Source organism: Roseomonas rosulenta (assembly GCF_016106005.1).
GTDB classification, from domain to species: Bacteria; Pseudomonadota; Alphaproteobacteria; order Acetobacterales; family Acetobacteraceae; genus Neoroseomonas; species Neoroseomonas rosulenta.
The window spans coordinates 12,748-28,085 of record NZ_JACADR010000001.1 but is presented as its reverse complement, the minus strand read 5'-3'; the positions used below and the strand labels follow the sequence as shown (position 1 = coordinate 28,085).

General features: G+C 69.0%; 13 protein-coding genes. 2 read left to right on the top strand and 11 right to left on the bottom strand.

The annotated features are described in order from the left end of the window. The first annotated feature begins 64 nt into the window (after positions 1 to 64). Positions 65 to 826, top strand: coding sequence for a Bug family tripartite tricarboxylate transporter substrate binding protein (locus HW578_RS00130; RefSeq protein ID WP_198368457.1), 762 nt, complete (start codon positions 65 to 67; stop codon positions 824 to 826). Here HW578_RS00130 and HW578_RS00125 read toward each other — a convergent pair whose 3' ends face one another. From HW578_RS00125 to HW578_RS00095, 7 genes are all read right to left on the bottom strand, one after another. Beyond that, on the bottom strand, positions 827 to 1,849 hold the full coding sequence (locus tag HW578_RS00125) for a succinylglutamate desuccinylase/aspartoacylase family protein (protein WP_198368456.1): 1,023 nt from the start codon (positions 1,847 to 1,849) through the stop codon (positions 827 to 829). A gap of 8 nt (positions 1,850 to 1,857) precedes the next feature. Continuing rightward, positions 1,858 to 2,841 carry an ABC transporter ATP-binding protein gene (locus HW578_RS00120; RefSeq protein WP_198368455.1) on the bottom strand — a complete coding sequence of 328 codons (984 nt, stop codon included), beginning with the start codon at positions 2,839 to 2,841 and terminating at the stop codon, positions 1,858 to 1,860. After that, positions 2,838 to 3,815, bottom strand: a complete 978-nt coding sequence (locus tag HW578_RS00115; protein WP_369407779.1) for an ABC transporter ATP-binding protein — start codon at positions 3,813 to 3,815, stop codon at positions 2,838 to 2,840. Before HW578_RS00115 ends, HW578_RS00120 begins: the two co-directional genes overlap by 4 nt. Beyond that, positions 3,812 to 4,687: an ABC transporter permease gene (locus HW578_RS00110; RefSeq protein WP_198368454.1), complete on the bottom strand. Its 876-nt coding sequence runs from the start codon at positions 4,685 to 4,687 to the stop codon at positions 3,812 to 3,814. Before HW578_RS00110 ends, HW578_RS00115 begins: the two co-directional genes overlap by 4 nt. Then, positions 4,680 to 5,624 (bottom strand): ABC transporter permease, encoded by a 945-nt coding sequence (locus HW578_RS00105; protein WP_198368453.1) that lies wholly within the window; start codon positions 5,622 to 5,624, stop codon positions 4,680 to 4,682. Before HW578_RS00105 ends, HW578_RS00110 begins: the two co-directional genes overlap by 8 nt. 3 nt (positions 5,625 to 5,627) lie before the next feature. Continuing rightward, positions 5,628 to 7,190: an ABC transporter substrate-binding protein gene (locus HW578_RS00100; RefSeq protein ID WP_198368452.1), complete on the bottom strand. Its 1,563-nt coding sequence runs from the start codon at positions 7,188 to 7,190 to the stop codon at positions 5,628 to 5,630. 77 nt (positions 7,191 to 7,267) lie between these two features. Continuing rightward, positions 7,268 to 9,460, bottom strand: a complete 2,193-nt coding sequence (locus tag HW578_RS00095; protein ID WP_198368451.1) for a N,N-dimethylformamidase beta subunit family domain-containing protein — start codon at positions 9,458 to 9,460, stop codon at positions 7,268 to 7,270. A gap of 115 nt (positions 9,461 to 9,575) precedes the next feature. Here HW578_RS00095 and HW578_RS00090 point away from each other — a divergent pair, with 115 nt between their 5' ends. After that, complete coding sequence (locus HW578_RS00090) at positions 9,576 to 10,340, top strand: class II aldolase/adducin family protein (protein WP_198368450.1); 765 nt, start codon at positions 9,576 to 9,578, stop codon at positions 10,338 to 10,340. Between the two features lie 3 nt (positions 10,341 to 10,343). Here the strand turns inward: HW578_RS00090 and HW578_RS00085 are convergent, their stop codons facing one another. From HW578_RS00085 to HW578_RS00070, 4 genes are read right to left on the bottom strand one after another with little or no spacing between them, the layout of a single operon-like run. Continuing rightward, positions 10,344 to 11,930: a dipeptide ABC transporter ATP-binding protein gene (locus HW578_RS00085; protein ID WP_198368449.1), complete on the bottom strand. Its 1,587-nt coding sequence runs from the start codon at positions 11,928 to 11,930 to the stop codon at positions 10,344 to 10,346. Beyond that, entirely contained in the window at positions 11,927 to 12,760 is an 834-nt protein-coding gene (locus HW578_RS00080; protein ID WP_198368448.1) for an ABC transporter permease, read from the bottom strand. The genes HW578_RS00085 and HW578_RS00080 overlap by 4 nt, the downstream gene beginning before the upstream one ends. Beyond that, positions 12,760 to 13,737: an ABC transporter permease gene (locus tag HW578_RS00075; RefSeq protein WP_198368447.1), complete on the bottom strand. Its 978-nt coding sequence runs from the start codon at positions 13,735 to 13,737 to the stop codon at positions 12,760 to 12,762. The genes HW578_RS00080 and HW578_RS00075 overlap by 1 nt, the downstream gene beginning before the upstream one ends. After that, positions 13,734 to 15,326, bottom strand: a complete 1,593-nt coding sequence (locus HW578_RS00070) for an ABC transporter substrate-binding protein (RefSeq protein WP_198368446.1) — start codon at positions 15,324 to 15,326, stop codon at positions 13,734 to 13,736. The genes HW578_RS00075 and HW578_RS00070 overlap by 4 nt, the downstream gene beginning before the upstream one ends. Positions 15,327 to 15,338 lie beyond the last annotated feature (12 nt).

Sequence of the window (15,338 nt, the reverse complement as noted above, 5' to 3'; positions counted from 1 at the left end):
CCATCGTGACGGGAGGAACGCTATCGACCCTCTGTCGCACCGTGATCGCGCGCCGCGGCCTGCTTTGTCACATCTGTCGCGCGGCGCGCAGGCCGCGCCGGCCGGCGACACGCTGACGGTCGGCAGCCTGGGCAGCCATTCGGCCGCCCCCTCGATCTACCGCGCCATCGCCTATGATCCGCGGGACCGGCAGCCGATCGGGCTGATCGCCGGCACGCCGCTGGTCTTCGTGGTGCGCAACGGGCATCCGGCGCGCACGCTGCAGGAGTTCCTGGCAATGGCGCGGGCCAATCCGGGATCGATCACGAATGCGCATGCGGGAATCGGGTCGACTAACCACTGGGCCTGCGCGCTGTTGCAGCACCTGGCCGGCGTGACCTTCAACAACATCCCGTATCGCGGCGAAGGGCCGGCGTTGAACGACGTGGTGGCGCAGACCGTGGACAGCGCCTGCCTGCTCGCCCCCGCAGCGGTGCCGCAGATCGCGGCCGGCACGATGCGCGGCCTGCTGACCGGCGCGACCGCGCGCAACCCGAATGCGCCGGGCGTGCCCTCGGCGCCGGAGGCCGGGCGGCCGGACTACATCTTCCACGGTTGGAACGCGATCTTCGCTCGGCGCGGCACGCCCGCGCCGGTGGTCGCGTGGCTGGACCAGGCACTGCGCGCAGCCTTGGCGGACCCAGCCATCCTCCAGCGGATCGAGGCGCTGGGCTCGATCCCCGCCGCGCCGGAGGCACAGGGCCCCGATGCGCTGGCGCGCCTGGTGCGCAGCGAGGTGGACAGCTGGGCGACGGTGGTGCGCGCCGCCGGGATCGAGCCGCAGTGACTATACGGCGAGGTCACTCGCCAGGTGGAACAGGCAATCCCCGCGCTTCGTGCGCGCGGGGATTCGCTTGCACATCACGATGCCGGCGGCCTTGAAGGCGATCTCGATGGGCGGCAGCCAGGGTGTCTCGGGGATGTGGATGCACGCGGCGGGCGTACCGGGCGTGACCATGTCGCCCAGTTCGACCAGCGGCTCGAAGACGCCGTTGTCCGGCGCATAGACGTACATCTCGGGGCCGCGCACATCGAGGAAGCGGGTTGGCACGGGCGGTTCGACGAAGTGCTCGGCGCCCAGGATGCCGAGGTGCACAAGCAGGTTGCGCAGCCCGCGCTCCGCGATGGCAAGGCCTGACGCATTCACCGCGCCCGCACCGCCGAGTTCCGTGCCCAGCGAGATGCGTCCGCGCCGGTCCGCCCCGCTGCCCAGCGTCTGGTCCCCGCCCTGCCCCTGCGCGCCGCCCTGGATATAGGTGTAGGGCGCGCCGAAGGCCCGCAGCGCCGCCAGCTGCTTCTGGTACAGCACCGGGTCGGCGGATTGCTTCGCCAGCGCCGTCGGGATGTAGTTCAGCGAGGAGCCGCCGGAATGAAGGTCGATCACCAGATCGGCCAAAGGGATCAGCTCGCTGTCGATGTAGTGCGCGATCTGCCGCGTGACCGTGCCGTCCGGATCGCCGGGAAAGATGCGGTTCATGTTGAGGTCGTCGATCGGCGAGACCCGGCGGCCCGCGAGTGCGGCCGGGTAGTTCGCCATCGGCAGCATGATGACGCGGCCGCGAATCATGTCTGGCGTCAGCCACTTGACCAGGTTGGTGAGCGCAACCTGACCCTCGTACTCGTCCCCATGATTGCCGGACGTGAACAGCGCGGTCGGCCCCTCACCGTTCTTCACCACCACGATCGGGATGGGCAGGAAGCCGTAGGCACTGTCATGCGTCGAGTGGAACAGGCGGATAAAGCCCGTCTGCTTGCCGTCCTTCGCATAGTCCACTTCCGGCACCAGGCGGGATTTGCGGGGTTCTGGCATGGCGTTCCTCAGGAAGCGATCAGGTGGCAGGCGACCTCGTGGCCGGGCGCGGGCTCGGTCAGCGGCGGCGCGCGCTCGCGGCAGATGGGCATGACGTGCGGGCAGCGCGTGTGGAAGCGGCACCCCGAGGGCGGGTTGAGCGCGGAGGGAATGTCGCCGGCAATGCGTTGGCGCTTGCCGCGGCTGCGCAGCGAGGGATGCTGCGCCGGAACCGCCGCGATCAGCGCCTGCGTATAGGGATGCAGCGGCGCAGCATAGATGCTGCGCTTGTCCGCGACCTCGACCACCTTGCCGAGATACATCACCGCGACGCGGTCGGAGATGTGCCGCACCACCGACAGGTCGTGCGCGATGAACAGGTAGGTGAGGCCCATCTCCCGCTGCAGGTCCTGCAGCAGGTTGACGATCTGCGCCTGCACCGAGACGTCGAGGGCAGAGACCGCCTCGTCGCAGACGATCAGGCGCGGATGCAGGATCAGCGCGCGGGCGATGCCGATGCGCTGGCGCTGGCCGCCGGAGAATTCATGCGGGAAGCGGTCGAGCGCGCGCGCCGGCAGCCCGACCTTCTCGAGCATCTGCGTCGCCTGGCGGCGCGTCTCGGCGCCCGGCTTCGCGCCGTGGATGATGAGGGGCTCGGCGATGATATCCTCGACCGACATGCGCGGGTTCAGCGCGCCGTAGGGGTCCTGGAAGATGATCTGCATGGAGCGGCGATGGGGCCGCATCTCCATCCGCTTCAGCGCGGTGATGTCGGTGCCATCGAAGGTGATGCGGCCGGCCGTGGGTTCGATCAGGCGGATCAAGAGCCGCCCGAGCGTGGACTTCCCGCAGCCGGATTCGCCAACCAGGCCGAGCGTCTCGCCCGAACTGATGCTCAGCGCCACGTCATCCACCGCGCGCAGAAGCAGCCGCCTGCGCATGCCGAACAAGCCGCCGCCGCCGACCTCGAAGGTCTTGGACAGCCCGCTCGCGGTGACAAGCGGCGCGGTCATGGCGGCGCCAGTTCCTTCGCACGGAAGCAAGCCGCCTGGTGGGCGGGTTCCAGCATCTCGATCGGCGGGATCGCCGCGGCGCAGGACGCCTGCGCATGCAGGCAACGCGGCGCGAAGGCGCAGCCTGGCGGGCGGCGTGCGGGTTCGGGCAGCGTGCCGGGAATGGCGACCAGCCGTGCGCGATCTTCGGTCAGCGACGGCACGCATTCGAGCAGACCGCGCGTGTAGGGATGCAGCGGCCGGTCGAAGATGGTCGCGACCGGTGCTTCCTCGATGACGCGCCCGGCATACATCACCAGCACGCGGTCGGCGGTCTCGGCGATCACACCCATGTTGTGCGTGATGATGACGACGCCCATGCCGAACTCGTCGCGCAGGTCCATCAGCAGGTCGAGGATCTGCGCCTGGATGGTGACATCGAGCGCGGTGGTCGGTTCGTCCGCGATCAGTAGCTTCGGATTGCAGGCCAAGGCCATGGCGATCATCACGCGCTGGCGCTGGCCGCCCGACATCTGGTGGGGATAGTCGTCGAGGCGCCGCTCCGCCGAGGGGATGCCGACCTTGTCGAGCATGGTGATGGCGCGGCGGCGCAGGTCCGCCTGCGACAGGCGTTCATGCGCGGCGATGGTCTCCATGATCTGGTCGCCGATCGAGAAGACCGGGTTCAGCGAGGTCATCGGCTCCTGGAAGATCATCGAGATCCCCGGGCCCCGGATGGACTGCATCTGCCGATCGGACATGCCGGTCAGGCGTTGCCCGTTGAAGGTGACCTCGCCGGCGGCGATGCGTGCCGGCGGGCGCGGCAGCAGGTCCATGATGGTGAGGGCCGTGACCGACTTGCCCGAGCCGGATTCGCCAACGATGCCGAGGATCTCGCCCTCCTTCAGCGAGAAGGACACGTCCTCGACGGCGTTCACCTCGCCGCGGCCGGTCATGAAGGCGGTGGTGAGCCCGCGGACCTCGAGCAGGTTCACTGCTGGATCCTGAGCCGCGGGTCGAGCACGTCGCGCAGCCCGTCGCCGAGGAGGTTCAGCCCCATCACCGTGATCATCAGGGCGACGCCCGGGATGGTGATGATCCAGGGCGCCTCCCGCATGAAGTCACGACCTTCCGCCATGATGTTCCCCCATGTGGGTGTGGGCGGCACGGCGCCCACGCCGAGGAAGGAGAGCGTCGCCTCGGACAGCACGGCATAGGCAAACAGGAAGGAGAGCTGCACGATCATCGGCGCCATGGCGTTGGGCAGGATATGGTGGCGCAGGATGCGCCAGTGCCCGGCCCCGGCGGCGACGGCCGCCTGCACGTATTCCATCTCGCGCAGCACGATGACGCTGGATCGCACGATGCGCGCCGTGCGCGGGATGTAGACGATGGACAGCGCCAGGATGACGTTGAGCGTGGACGGCCCCAGCACGGAGGTCACGGCGATGGCGAGCAGGATGGCCGGGAAGGCCATCAGCGCGTCGTTCACCCGCATCAGCGCGTTGTCGATGCGCCTGAAGTAGCCGGCGAGCGCGCCGATCAGCGTGCCGAACACCGCATTCAACGCTACCACCGAGGCGCCGATGATCATCGACAGCTGTGCGCCCCAGACCACCCGCGACCACAGCGACCGACCGAAATTATCGGTCCCGAAGATCCAGTTCGCATCGGGCGGCAGGAACTTGTTGCGCATGGACAGCCGCTGCGGATCGACCGTCGTGATCCAGGGCGCGGCGGCGGCAATCACGGCGATGATGCCGAACAATACGAGCCCCGTGACGAACAGCCGGTGCCGGAACAGCCGTCGCAGCGTGGCGCGCGCGGGATGTTCGCGGGTCTCGGCGATAGCTTCCGCATCACTCATGGCGCACCCGCGGGTCGAGCACGGCATAGAGCGTATCGACCGTGATGTTCACCAGCACCAGGAAGGTCGTCACCAGCAGCAGACCGCCCTGCACCATCGGGTAGTCGCGGTTCAGCACCGCCTGGGTGAGCAGCTGGCCCATGCCGGGGATGGAGAACAGCGCCTCGGTCACCACCGCGCCCGAGAGCAGCAGCGAGACGATGATGCCGACCACGGTCACGATCGGGATCAGCGCATTCGCCAACGCATGTTTCAGGATCACGCGCCGCTGCGGCAGGCCCTTGGCCTTGGCGGTTCGGATGTAGTCCTGGCGCAGTACCTCCAGCATGGATGACCGCGTGATGCGTGCGAGCAGCCCCGCCTGCAGCGACGCCAGGGAGAAGGCCGGCATGGTCATGCTGCGCAGCCAGCCGACCGGGCTTTCGCTGAACCGCACGTAGCCGCCCGAAGGCAACCAGCCGAGGTGAACGGCGAACAGGATGATCATCAGCAGGCCGAGGAAGAAGTTCGGCACGGAAATGCCGATCATGGCGAACATCATCGCCGCCTGATCCACCCAGGAATTCTGCCGCAGCGCCGCGATGATGCCGCTGGCGATGCCGATCAGCAGCGTGAAGACCAGGGCGTAGAGCGAAAGTCCGATGGTGACCGGCAGGCGTTCCATGGTGGCGGCGAAGACGCCCTTGCCGAGCAGCAGCGACCGCCCGAGGTCGCCGCGCGCGAGCCCTTCGTAGTAGTGCAGCAACTGCATCCACACCGGCTCGTCGAGGCCAAGGTCGCGGCGCAGCTGTTCGATCTGCGCCGGCGTGGCTGCGATGCCGGCGATGGCGGCGGCCGGATCGCCGGGGATCAGCCGCATCAGCCCGAAGGAGATCAGGCTGACGATCAGCAGGACCGGCAGCGCGGAGAACAGCCGCCGGGCAAGGACGCCCAGCACGGGCTAGCGCTGCACCCACACGTTCGAGAAGCGCGGGATGCGGAACGGCACGAAGCCCTGCACGTTGGACCGCACCGCCTGCACCTTGGTCAGCGACCCGAAGGGATAGGCATAGGCGCGTTCCAGCACCAGGCGCTGCATCGTGGCGTAGGCAGCCTGGCGCGCCTCGGCCGCGCGCTCGTTGTTCATGGCATTCCAGGCGGCGAGCACCTCTGGATCATCGCGGTCGTCGCGCGGGCGATAGGCGGCGTTCGGGCTGACCAGGAACTGCATGGTCGCGAGCGCCCCCAGCGCCGGCTGCGTGCCCCAGCCGGAATGGAAGAAGTGCCATTCGTCGCTGTTCAGGCGCTGCGACATCTGCACCGAGGTCGGCCAGTCCACCACGCGAAGATTGGCGTTGATGCCGACAGCGCGCAGCTGCTGCTGCATGACCAGCGCCGAATTGTACATCGGCGGATAGTCGCGGTTGGTCAGGATGATGATGGGCTCGTTGCGGTAGCCGGATTCGCGCAGCAGCGCGCGGGCGCGCGCCTGGTCATTGATGTTGTAGGTCTCGCGCCCCGCATCGGTGTAGCTGGGCTGGTTCGGATACTGGAAGCCGATGTTCAGGCGGTAGTTGCCGTCGGTCGCCGCGTCCATGATGTCCTCCATGCCGAGCGCGGCCTGCACCGCGCGGCGGAAGGCCAGGTTGTTGGTCGGCGGGATGGAGGTGTTGGGCAGCGCGATCTGGATCCACCAGTTCTGCAACGGCAGGATGGTGATGGCGCTGTTGCGGCGCAGGGTTTCCAGCGAGCGCGTCGGCACGTCCTCGACCGCCTGCAGCGCGCCGGTCTCTAGGCCCGCCACGCGGGCGCTGGCCTCGGTCACGATTCGGAAGGTCACGGTGTCCACACAGGCGACGCGATAGCCACCGAAGCCGGTGCGCTGCTCAAACGCCGTGTTCGGGCTGTAGGCGTCGAAGCGGCCGAGCCGCGCATGGCTGCCGGGCACGAACTCCAGCAGGCGGAACGGGCCGGTGCCGACGGCGCGCAGCTGCTGTCGTTCGTCGTTCTCGTGCTCGGACGGGATCACCACGATCGGCACGGAGAAGGAGGACAGCGCCTCGATGAAGGTCGGCTGCACCTGCTTCATGCGGATGACGAAGGTGCGCGGATCCGGCGTGTCCCAGCCGGCCACGTTGTCCAGCGTGCTGCGCTGCAGCCCCACGCGGTTGTAGCGGTTGAAGGAGGCCGCGACATCCGCCGAGGTCATCGGCTTTCCGTTGTGGAAGGTCACGCCCTGCCGCAGGCGGAAGGTGTAGGTCAGCCCGTCCGGTGCTTCCTCCATGCCTTCGGCAAGCTCGAGGATAGGGCGGTTGTTCTCATCCCGCGTCATCAGCGATTCGTACATGTTCATCGCGATGTTGCGGGTCGAGATGGTGCTGGAGGTGTGCTGGTCCAGCGAGTTCACGTTGGCTTCCTGCCCGAAGACGATGTCGCCGCCGCGGGAGGGACATGCGAAGGGCGCGGCGAAGGCCGGCAGCGCGGCGGAGGCGAGGAAGGCGGACGCAAGCAGCAGGCGCTTCATGGGCGGGTCTCCCGGAACAGCGTGGCGTCAGTCCGGGTCAAAGCGTCGCGCGCGGCCCACGGCGCGTCAACACTCCTTCACGGCGCGGCGAAGCGGCGCAGCACGTTCTCCATGATGCGGCTGACCGGCCCCTGGAAGGCGCCGTCCTGCCAGAGGCTGCCGCACCAGGTGATCGACCCGGTGGCGAAGACGCTGCCGCCGCCCGGCGTATCGAAGACGACGATCTCGGCGCGTTTGAGCGCGGCCGCGGGCTCCCCGGTAACGGTGTTGACGTGCGAGAGCAGTTCCTCCGGCACCGTCACGAAGGAGGCCGGCGGGTCCTCCGAGCGCGCCAGGATCGCGGTGCCCCCGGGCGTGCCGAGCGCGACGTCGGCGCGGTCCAGCTCGAACCCCGCCGCACCGCCGCCCGACAGCCCATAGCCGCCGAAGGTCTCACCCTCCACGCCCTCGAAGATCCAGGCGTGCTTCGGGTCGCGCGCGGCCGGCAGCAGGCGGTAATGCGTGCCCTCGAACAGGCCCTGGCCCGAGAAGCCGACGCCGGCCAGCATCTGCGGTGGGCGCCGGTTGCGCCGCCACAGCCCGCCATAGGCGCCATCCGTCTGGTGCCAGTATTCGCCGGGCTCGGCGGCCCAGGCGCGGATGCCTCCCTCGGCGCGGCGCAGTTCCAGCATGCCCGGAAGCGTCTGCGTCACCGCGATGCGCCAGTAGAAGCCATTGCCGCCCAGATACATGAGCCGCCCGCGGCCGCGCGTATAGGCCGCCAGGGCGTCCAGCGTCCCGAGCGTATGGTACTCCGGATGCGACCCCGTCATCACGACGCGATAGGGTTCGAGCAGCGCGACGCCTTCCTCGTGCAGGTCCTCGTCGGTGATGACGTCGAAGGCGATGCCCTTCGCCTCGAGCCAGGCGAGCAGATGCGTATCCGCCGGGTAATGCCGCAGCCCCGACCCGCGCGCGTCGTTGAAGGTCAGGTAGCCCGGCCGCATGGTCAGGATCGGCCGCAGCCGCGAGGAGAAGGCGATGCCACTGTTGTCGGGATGCCGGTTGTAGGTGGACCTGCCATAGGCCGGATAGTCGTCCGCATTGTGGGGATAGGCGCCCCAGGCCGCGACGCGCGCGCGATACGCCGCATCGGCATTGCCGCGCGCATGGTTCGCATAGGCCTGGTAGGTGAAGGTGGAGGCGAGGAAGGCGCCCGGCGCCGTCGCGGTGCCGCGCGGCGGCAGCACGTAGAGCGGCAGCCAGTCCTCGCCGGCGTCGCAGGTCAGGTGCAGCGCATAGGCACCGCTCCGCAGGTCCGCCGGCACATCGAAGGTGAAGCTCGTGCGCCACCCGCAATCGGCCAGGTCGTCCGCGTGGAAATGGATGGCGCCGTAATCCTCGGGCGCGTGGCGCCAGCACATCTCGAGCCCCGACCAGCGCGCGCCCACAACGGCGCGCGTGGGAACGTTCACGAGGTGCCCGTCGCAGGCCTGCGGGCCGATGTCGAGGATACGCTGGGTCGGGACATCGCGCGAGAAATCCCATCCGGCGATGAGAGTCGGCTCGGCGGGGGAGAGCGGCGCATCGGGCTGAGGCCAAGCCTCGTGGAAGGCGGCGTGCAGCGACGGCGCCTCGATCTTGCCTGTGAAGTGCGCGCCGGCCGGCACCTCGCCATCGGCGGCGATGGTCAGGCGGCCGCCGCCCGCGGGCAGGCGAAGTCCCGCCACGGTGCACGAGGCGGTCGACGCGGCGCCGCCATCGAGCGGCTGCATCCCGACGACGACGCGGCCAGTGGCCGGGTCGGCGCTCAGCCAAAGCCTATGCCAGTGCCGTGGCGCGGGTGTGCGTCCGGTCGCGACCCGTACAGGGCCGGCGGCACCGCTGACGGTCGCGACGACACCCTCGGCGCCGAGGGCAAGGCTGACGTCGGCGCTTTCCTCGCATTCCGCGATGATCGTCGCGTCCTGCCGCGGCAGGGTGAACCACACCAGCGCCGTCCAGCTGCATGGACCGGAAGGGCGTCGCGGCGCGCGCGGCACCACGGCGCAGGACCCGGAATGGATCGGCTGGCGTTCGCCCTGGAAGCTTACGTCGAAGCGGTGCGACATGTCCTCGAAGCGGAGCCCCGGGCCCTCGGGGTTCGGATCACCGCTGATCACGCGGACCAGGCGCGCGCGCACCTTGCCACCCCCACGCACGCTGACCTTGGCGTGGAAGCGCTCGCCGGGCCGGTGCGAGAAGCGGTCGAGATAGCCGGTGACCGGCAGTTCGGCGATCGGGGACGGCATGCGGCACCTCCGGTGCGGAGCCTCCGCCCGCGACGCGCGCCCGTCAATCGCAGCGCCAGTGGCGGCGCGCGCCGCTTCGTGGCAGCGTGACACGGACGCGACAGGAGGGGCACCCATGGCGACGATCGTGCGCAGCCTGATGGACAGCAAGGCCGAGGAGCGCGAATGGGCGCTGCGCTGCGACATGGCGGCGGTGTTCCGCATCGGCGCCCGGCTCGGATGGAACGAGCACATCGGCAACCACAATTCGCTGATGCTGCCGGACGAGGCGGAGCCGCGCTTCCTGATCAACCCGCGCGGCTACCTCTTCCAGGAACTGCGCGCGAGCGACCTGATCGTCTGCGACCTCGAAGGCCGCGTGCTGAAGGGCAAGGGCGAGCTTCGCAAGGTCGCCTTCCACATCCATTGCCGCATCCACCTGGCGAACCCAAAGGCCGCCTGCGTGGTGCATGTCCATCCGCGCTGGCTGACGGCGTTGTCCATGATCGAGGGCGCGGAATTCGCGCTGTCGCATCACAACAACCTGCTGCTCAACGACCGCGCGGTCTATGACGGCGAAGGCGACCAGCCGGTGCACAGCAACGAGGAAGGCGACCGCATCGCGCGCCTGATGGGCGACAAGACCATCATGGTGATGCGCGGCCACGGCGTGACGGTGGTGGGACCCACCGTGCACGACGCCTTCGACGAGACCTACATGGCCGAGCGCACGACCATGTACCAGATGACCGCCATGCAGACCGGCCTGCCGCTGCATAGGCTGCCCGAGGGCCTGCGCCGCCACCATGCAGGGGCGTGGGGGGAGAAGCTTGATGCGCGGCTGCACCTCGACGCGTGGCGGCGCGTGCTGGACCGCGAGGAGCCCGACTACGCGACGTAGCGGCTACAGCCCGAAGAGCGCGCGGCCGGGAATGGCCTCGATCAGGCTGCGCGTATAGGCGCTCTGTGGATCGGCGAAGACGGCGCCGATCGGACCCGCTTCCTCGACCACGCCGTTGCGCATCACCGCCACCTCGTCGCAGAGCTGCGCGGCCACGCGCAGGTCGTGGGTGATGAACAGGATCGACAGGCCGAGACGCGCCTGGAGGTCCCGCAGCAAGGCCAGCACCTGCGCCTGCACGCTGACATCGAGCGCGCTGACCGGTTCGTCCGCGACCAGCACCTCAGGTTTCATGGCCAGGGCACGGGCGATGCCGATGCGCTGTCGCTGCCCGCCCGAGAATTCATGCGGGAAGCGGTCCACCGCATCGGGGTCGAGCCCCACCAGCGCAAAGAGGTCGCGCGCCTCCTGCATGGCGCGCGCGGCCGCCGTGCCCGCGGCGATCGGCCCCTGCGCAACCTGCGCGCCGGCGCGGCGCCGCGGGTTCAGCGAGGCATAGGGGTCCTGGAATACCATCTGGACCAGGCGCGCCGCATCGCGCCGGCGCTTGGGGAGCGCTGCGCCGCCGATAACGACCTGCCCGCCATCGGCGCCCAGCAGCCCGACCACGCAGCGCGCCAGCGTGGACTTGCCCGAACCGCTCTCGCCCACCACCGCAAGCGTGCTGCCGCGCTTCAGCGTGACCGAGACGGCGTCGAGCGCGCGCACCGGCTTGCGTCGGCGGAACAGGCCCCGCGAGACGTAGGTCTTGGTCAGGCCGCGCACCTGCAGCACCTCGTCCGGCGAGAGTGCGCGCGGCTGCGGCGCGTGCAGCCCCGGCACCGCCGCAAGCAGCGCCTTGGTGTAGTCGTGCTGCGGGTTCGTCAGGACCTCGCGCGCCGTGCCTTCCTCGACCACGCGGCCCAGCCGCATGACGGCGACGCGATCGGCGATTTCCGCCACCACGCCGAAATCATGGGTGATGAACATCACCGCCGTGCCGTGGCGCCTCTGCAGGTCCTTGATCAGCGCCAGCACCTGCGCCTGCGTCGTGACGTCCAGCGCCGTGGTGGGTTCGTCACAGACCAGTACTTCGGGCTCGAGCGCCAGCGCCATGGCGATCATCACGCGCTGGCGCTGGCCGCCGGAGAGCTCGTGCGGGAAGGTGCGGAGCGCACCCTCGGGGTCGGGCAGGTTGACCTCGCGCAGCGCGGCCAGCGCGCGGCGTTCGGCCTCGCGCGCGTCCAGGTTCATGTGGACGCGCCACATCTCGCCGATCTGCGCGCCCACGCCCATGAGCGGGTTCAGCGCCGTCATCGGTTCCTGGAACACCATCGCGATGCGCCGACCGCGGATCGCGCGCCAGGCCTGTGGGGATTTCGCGCGCAGGTCCTCGCCGGACAGCGCCATGCGACCCGCGGCGATGGACAGCCCCGGCGCCAGCAACCCCATCACGGCCGAGGCGGTGACCGACTTTCCCGATCCACTTTCGCCGACGACACAGAGGATCTCGCCGGCCGCGACGGACAGCGACACATCCTCGATGGCGTTCTCGCGATCCGCGCCGCGCGGCAGGCGGATGGTCAGGCCTTCGACAATGAGGCGGCTCATCGCCCGCTCGCGAGGCGCGGGTTCAGCGCATCGTTCAGCCCCTGCCCCACCAGCGAAACGCCGAGGATCGTCAGGAGGATCGCAACGCCGGGGATGGCCGATACATACCATTCGGTGCGCAGCACGCTGCGCCCGAGCCCGATCAGGTTACCCCAGGAGGGCACGTTGGGGTCCGACAGCTGCAGGAAGGCCAGCGCGGATTCCAGCAGGATCGCCACCGCCATGACCACGGAGGCATAGACGATCACCGGCGGCAGCGCGTTGGGTAGCACCTCCCGCAGGATCAGGTGCGCATCGCCCAACCCCTGCACCCGGCAGGCCTGCACGAAATCCCGCGTGCGCAGCGTGAGGAATTCGGCACGCGTCAGGCGCGCCACCGGCGGCCAGGACACCAGTCCGATCGCGACCGTCACCGTCTGCATGGTGCTGCCAAAGACCGCGACCAGCACCAGCAGCAGCAGGAAGTTCGGCAGGGTCTGGAAGGCCTCGGTCACGCGCATCAGCAGCGTGTCGACGAGGCCGCCGTAGAAGCCGGCCAGCGCGCCGATCGCGATGCCGATCACCACCGCGATGGACGTCGCCACGACCCCGATCAACAGCGAGATGCGCGCGCCGTGAAACAGCTGCGCCGCGATGTCGCGGCCGGAAGGATCGGTGCCCAACGGGAAGCGCGGATTGGCGCCCGGCCATTGCAGCGGCCGACCGGCCAGGCCCAGCGGATCGGCCGGATAGAACCAGTTCGCGCCAAGCCCCATCACCAGAACGGCCAGCAGGATGGCCGTGCCGATCAGCGCCGCCGGGCTGCGCAGATAGGCCCTCAGCGCGCGCATCAGGACTCCGCCGAGATGCGCGGATCGAGCCGCGCATAGAGGATGTCCACGATGAAGTTGATGCTGATGACCAGCAGCGCCGAGACGAAGACGATGCCGAGCAGCGTATTGAGGTCCCGCTGTACCACGCTCTCATAGGCGAGGCGCCCGAGGCCGGGCAGCGCGAAGACGCTCTCCACCACCACCGACCCGCCCAGCATGGTACCGGCCTGCAGCCCGATCAGCGTGACCATTGGCAGCATGGCATTGCGCAGCACGTGGCGCACCACCACGCGGGTCTCGTTCAGCCCCTTGGCGCGCGCGGTGCGCACGAAGTCGAGGCTCAGCACCTCGAGCATCGATGCGCGCATGATGCGCAGGTAGATGGCGAGGAAGATCAGCCCGAGCGTCAGTGTCGGCAGCACCAGGTGCTGCGCGATATCCAGCACGGCCGCAAAGCCGGTGTAGGATTGCGTGATGTCCCCGAACCCGCCCGCCGGCAGCCATTGCAGGTAGACGCTGAACAGCACGATCGCCATCAGACCGAACCAGAAGGAGGGCGTGGCGTAGAACACCAGCCCCAGCGTCGAGATCAGCGTGTCCGGCCAGCGGTTCACCCGTCGTGCCGCCACCACGCCCAGCACCAGGCCGAAGAAGAAGGCGAAGGACAGCGCCGAGATCATCAGCAGGATGGTCGGCGGCAGGCGTTCCAGGATCACGGTGGCGACCGGCTTTCCGTAGATGGCCGAGAAGCCGAGGTCGAGCGTCAGCAGCCTGACGATGTAGCGCCCGAGCTGCGCGGCGATGCCCACGTCCAGGCCGTAGAAGCGGCGCAGCTCCTCGGCCAGCGCGGCGTCGCCGCCGCCCATCTGCGCCATCAGCGCATCGACCGTATCGCCGGGGGCGAGCTGCAGCAGCAGGAACATCCCCGCCAGGATCAGCAGCAGCGTCGGCAGCGACGCCGCCAGCCGGCGCAGCGCGAGGCGCAGGACCCTCAACTGGCCAGCCAGGTGTCGTGCCAGGTCGAGGACGCCCAGCGCGGATTGTTCCCGGCATTGCGGATGCGCCGGTTGAAGACCGAGACGAAGATCTGCTCGATCGGCATCCACAGCGGCAGTTCGGTCTGCACGGCCCGCACGAAGTCGGCGTAGAGCGCCTTGCGCTTCACCGGATCGACCTCGGTCGCGGCGTTGTCGATGATCCCGTCGATGGCGGGGTCGGTCCAGCCCCACTGGTTCGTCCAGGGTGCGCCGCGCGGGCTGCCCGACCGGTACCATACCGTCGTGCTGACGGCCGGGTCGGAGCGGTACTGGTGCCAGCCCGAAGCCAGGTCGAAGTTCCAGTCATTGTAGACGCTGCGCAGGAAGCCTGCAGCGTCGAGACGCACGATCTCGACCCGGATGCCGACCTGGCTCAATGACTGCTGAATGAAGGTGGCCCAGAGGGCGATGTCCTCGCCCCAGGGCGCCGGCGTCAGGCGCAGGTTGAAGCGCACGCCGCCCGCCCCGCGGCGATGCCCGGCCTCGTCCAGCAGGCGGTTGGCTGCCGCCACGTCGTAGCCGTACTGCGGCATCGCCGCCGTCGGATAGTAGTCGGTCGAGACCGAGGGGATCGGCCCGGTGCCCGGCTTCGCGAAGGGGCCGAGGAAGTTCTCGATGAAGAAGGGCACGTTGAGCGAATGCGCGATCGCCTTTCGCACGCGGATATCGGTCAGGATCGGGTTGCGGAAGTTGAATTCCAGCGTGTTGGTGCGGACGTTGCCCTCGTTGCCGCGCGTGGTGGATTCGAAGCGCGGGTCGCGGCCGAGCCGCTGCATGTCCGCAATCGACAGCGCGGAGTACGGGCTGAACAGCAGCTGTCCTGATTCCATCTGCGCCGCCGCCGCCGCACGGTCGCCGACCACGCGCCACACCACGCGATCCAGGTAGGGCATGTTGTCGCGCCAGTAGTTGGGATTGCGCTCGGCGATGATGAACTGGCCGCGTTCGTACTGCACGAACTTGAACGGCCCGGTGCCGATTGGCGCGGTATTCGCCGGGTTCTGCCGGATATCCCCCGTCTCGAACACATGCTTCGGCGAGACATAGCCGAGATCCGGCAGGGCACGCAGCAGCAGCCCCTGCGGCATCGGCCTTGAATAGCGGAAGACCGCGGTATGCGGGTCTGGCGTGTCCACTGCCTCCAGGAACTGCTGCAGCGTCGTCCCGTAGTTCAGGATCTTCTTCCACATCTCCATCGCGGTGAACTGCACGTCGGCGGAGGTGAAGGGCTTGCCGTCATGCCAGGTCACGCCGCGGCGCAGGCGGAAGGTGTGGGTCAGCCCGTCCGGCGCGCTCTCCCAGGATTCCGCCAGCACACCGACCGGATTGCCCTGCGCGTCGAGGTCAAGCAGCGCCTCCTGGATCTTGCCGCCGACGATGTAGACGCCGGTCGAGGCCTGCAGTGACGGGTTGAGGATGCGCTGCTCGGTGGCGAAGTGGACAGTCAGCACGCCGCCGCGGCGCGGCGTCTCCTGCGCCATGGCGGTGGCGGGGATCATCGCGGCGGCGCCGAGCAGGAAGGTCTCGCGGCGGGTCGGTCCGGTCATGGTCTGGCTCTC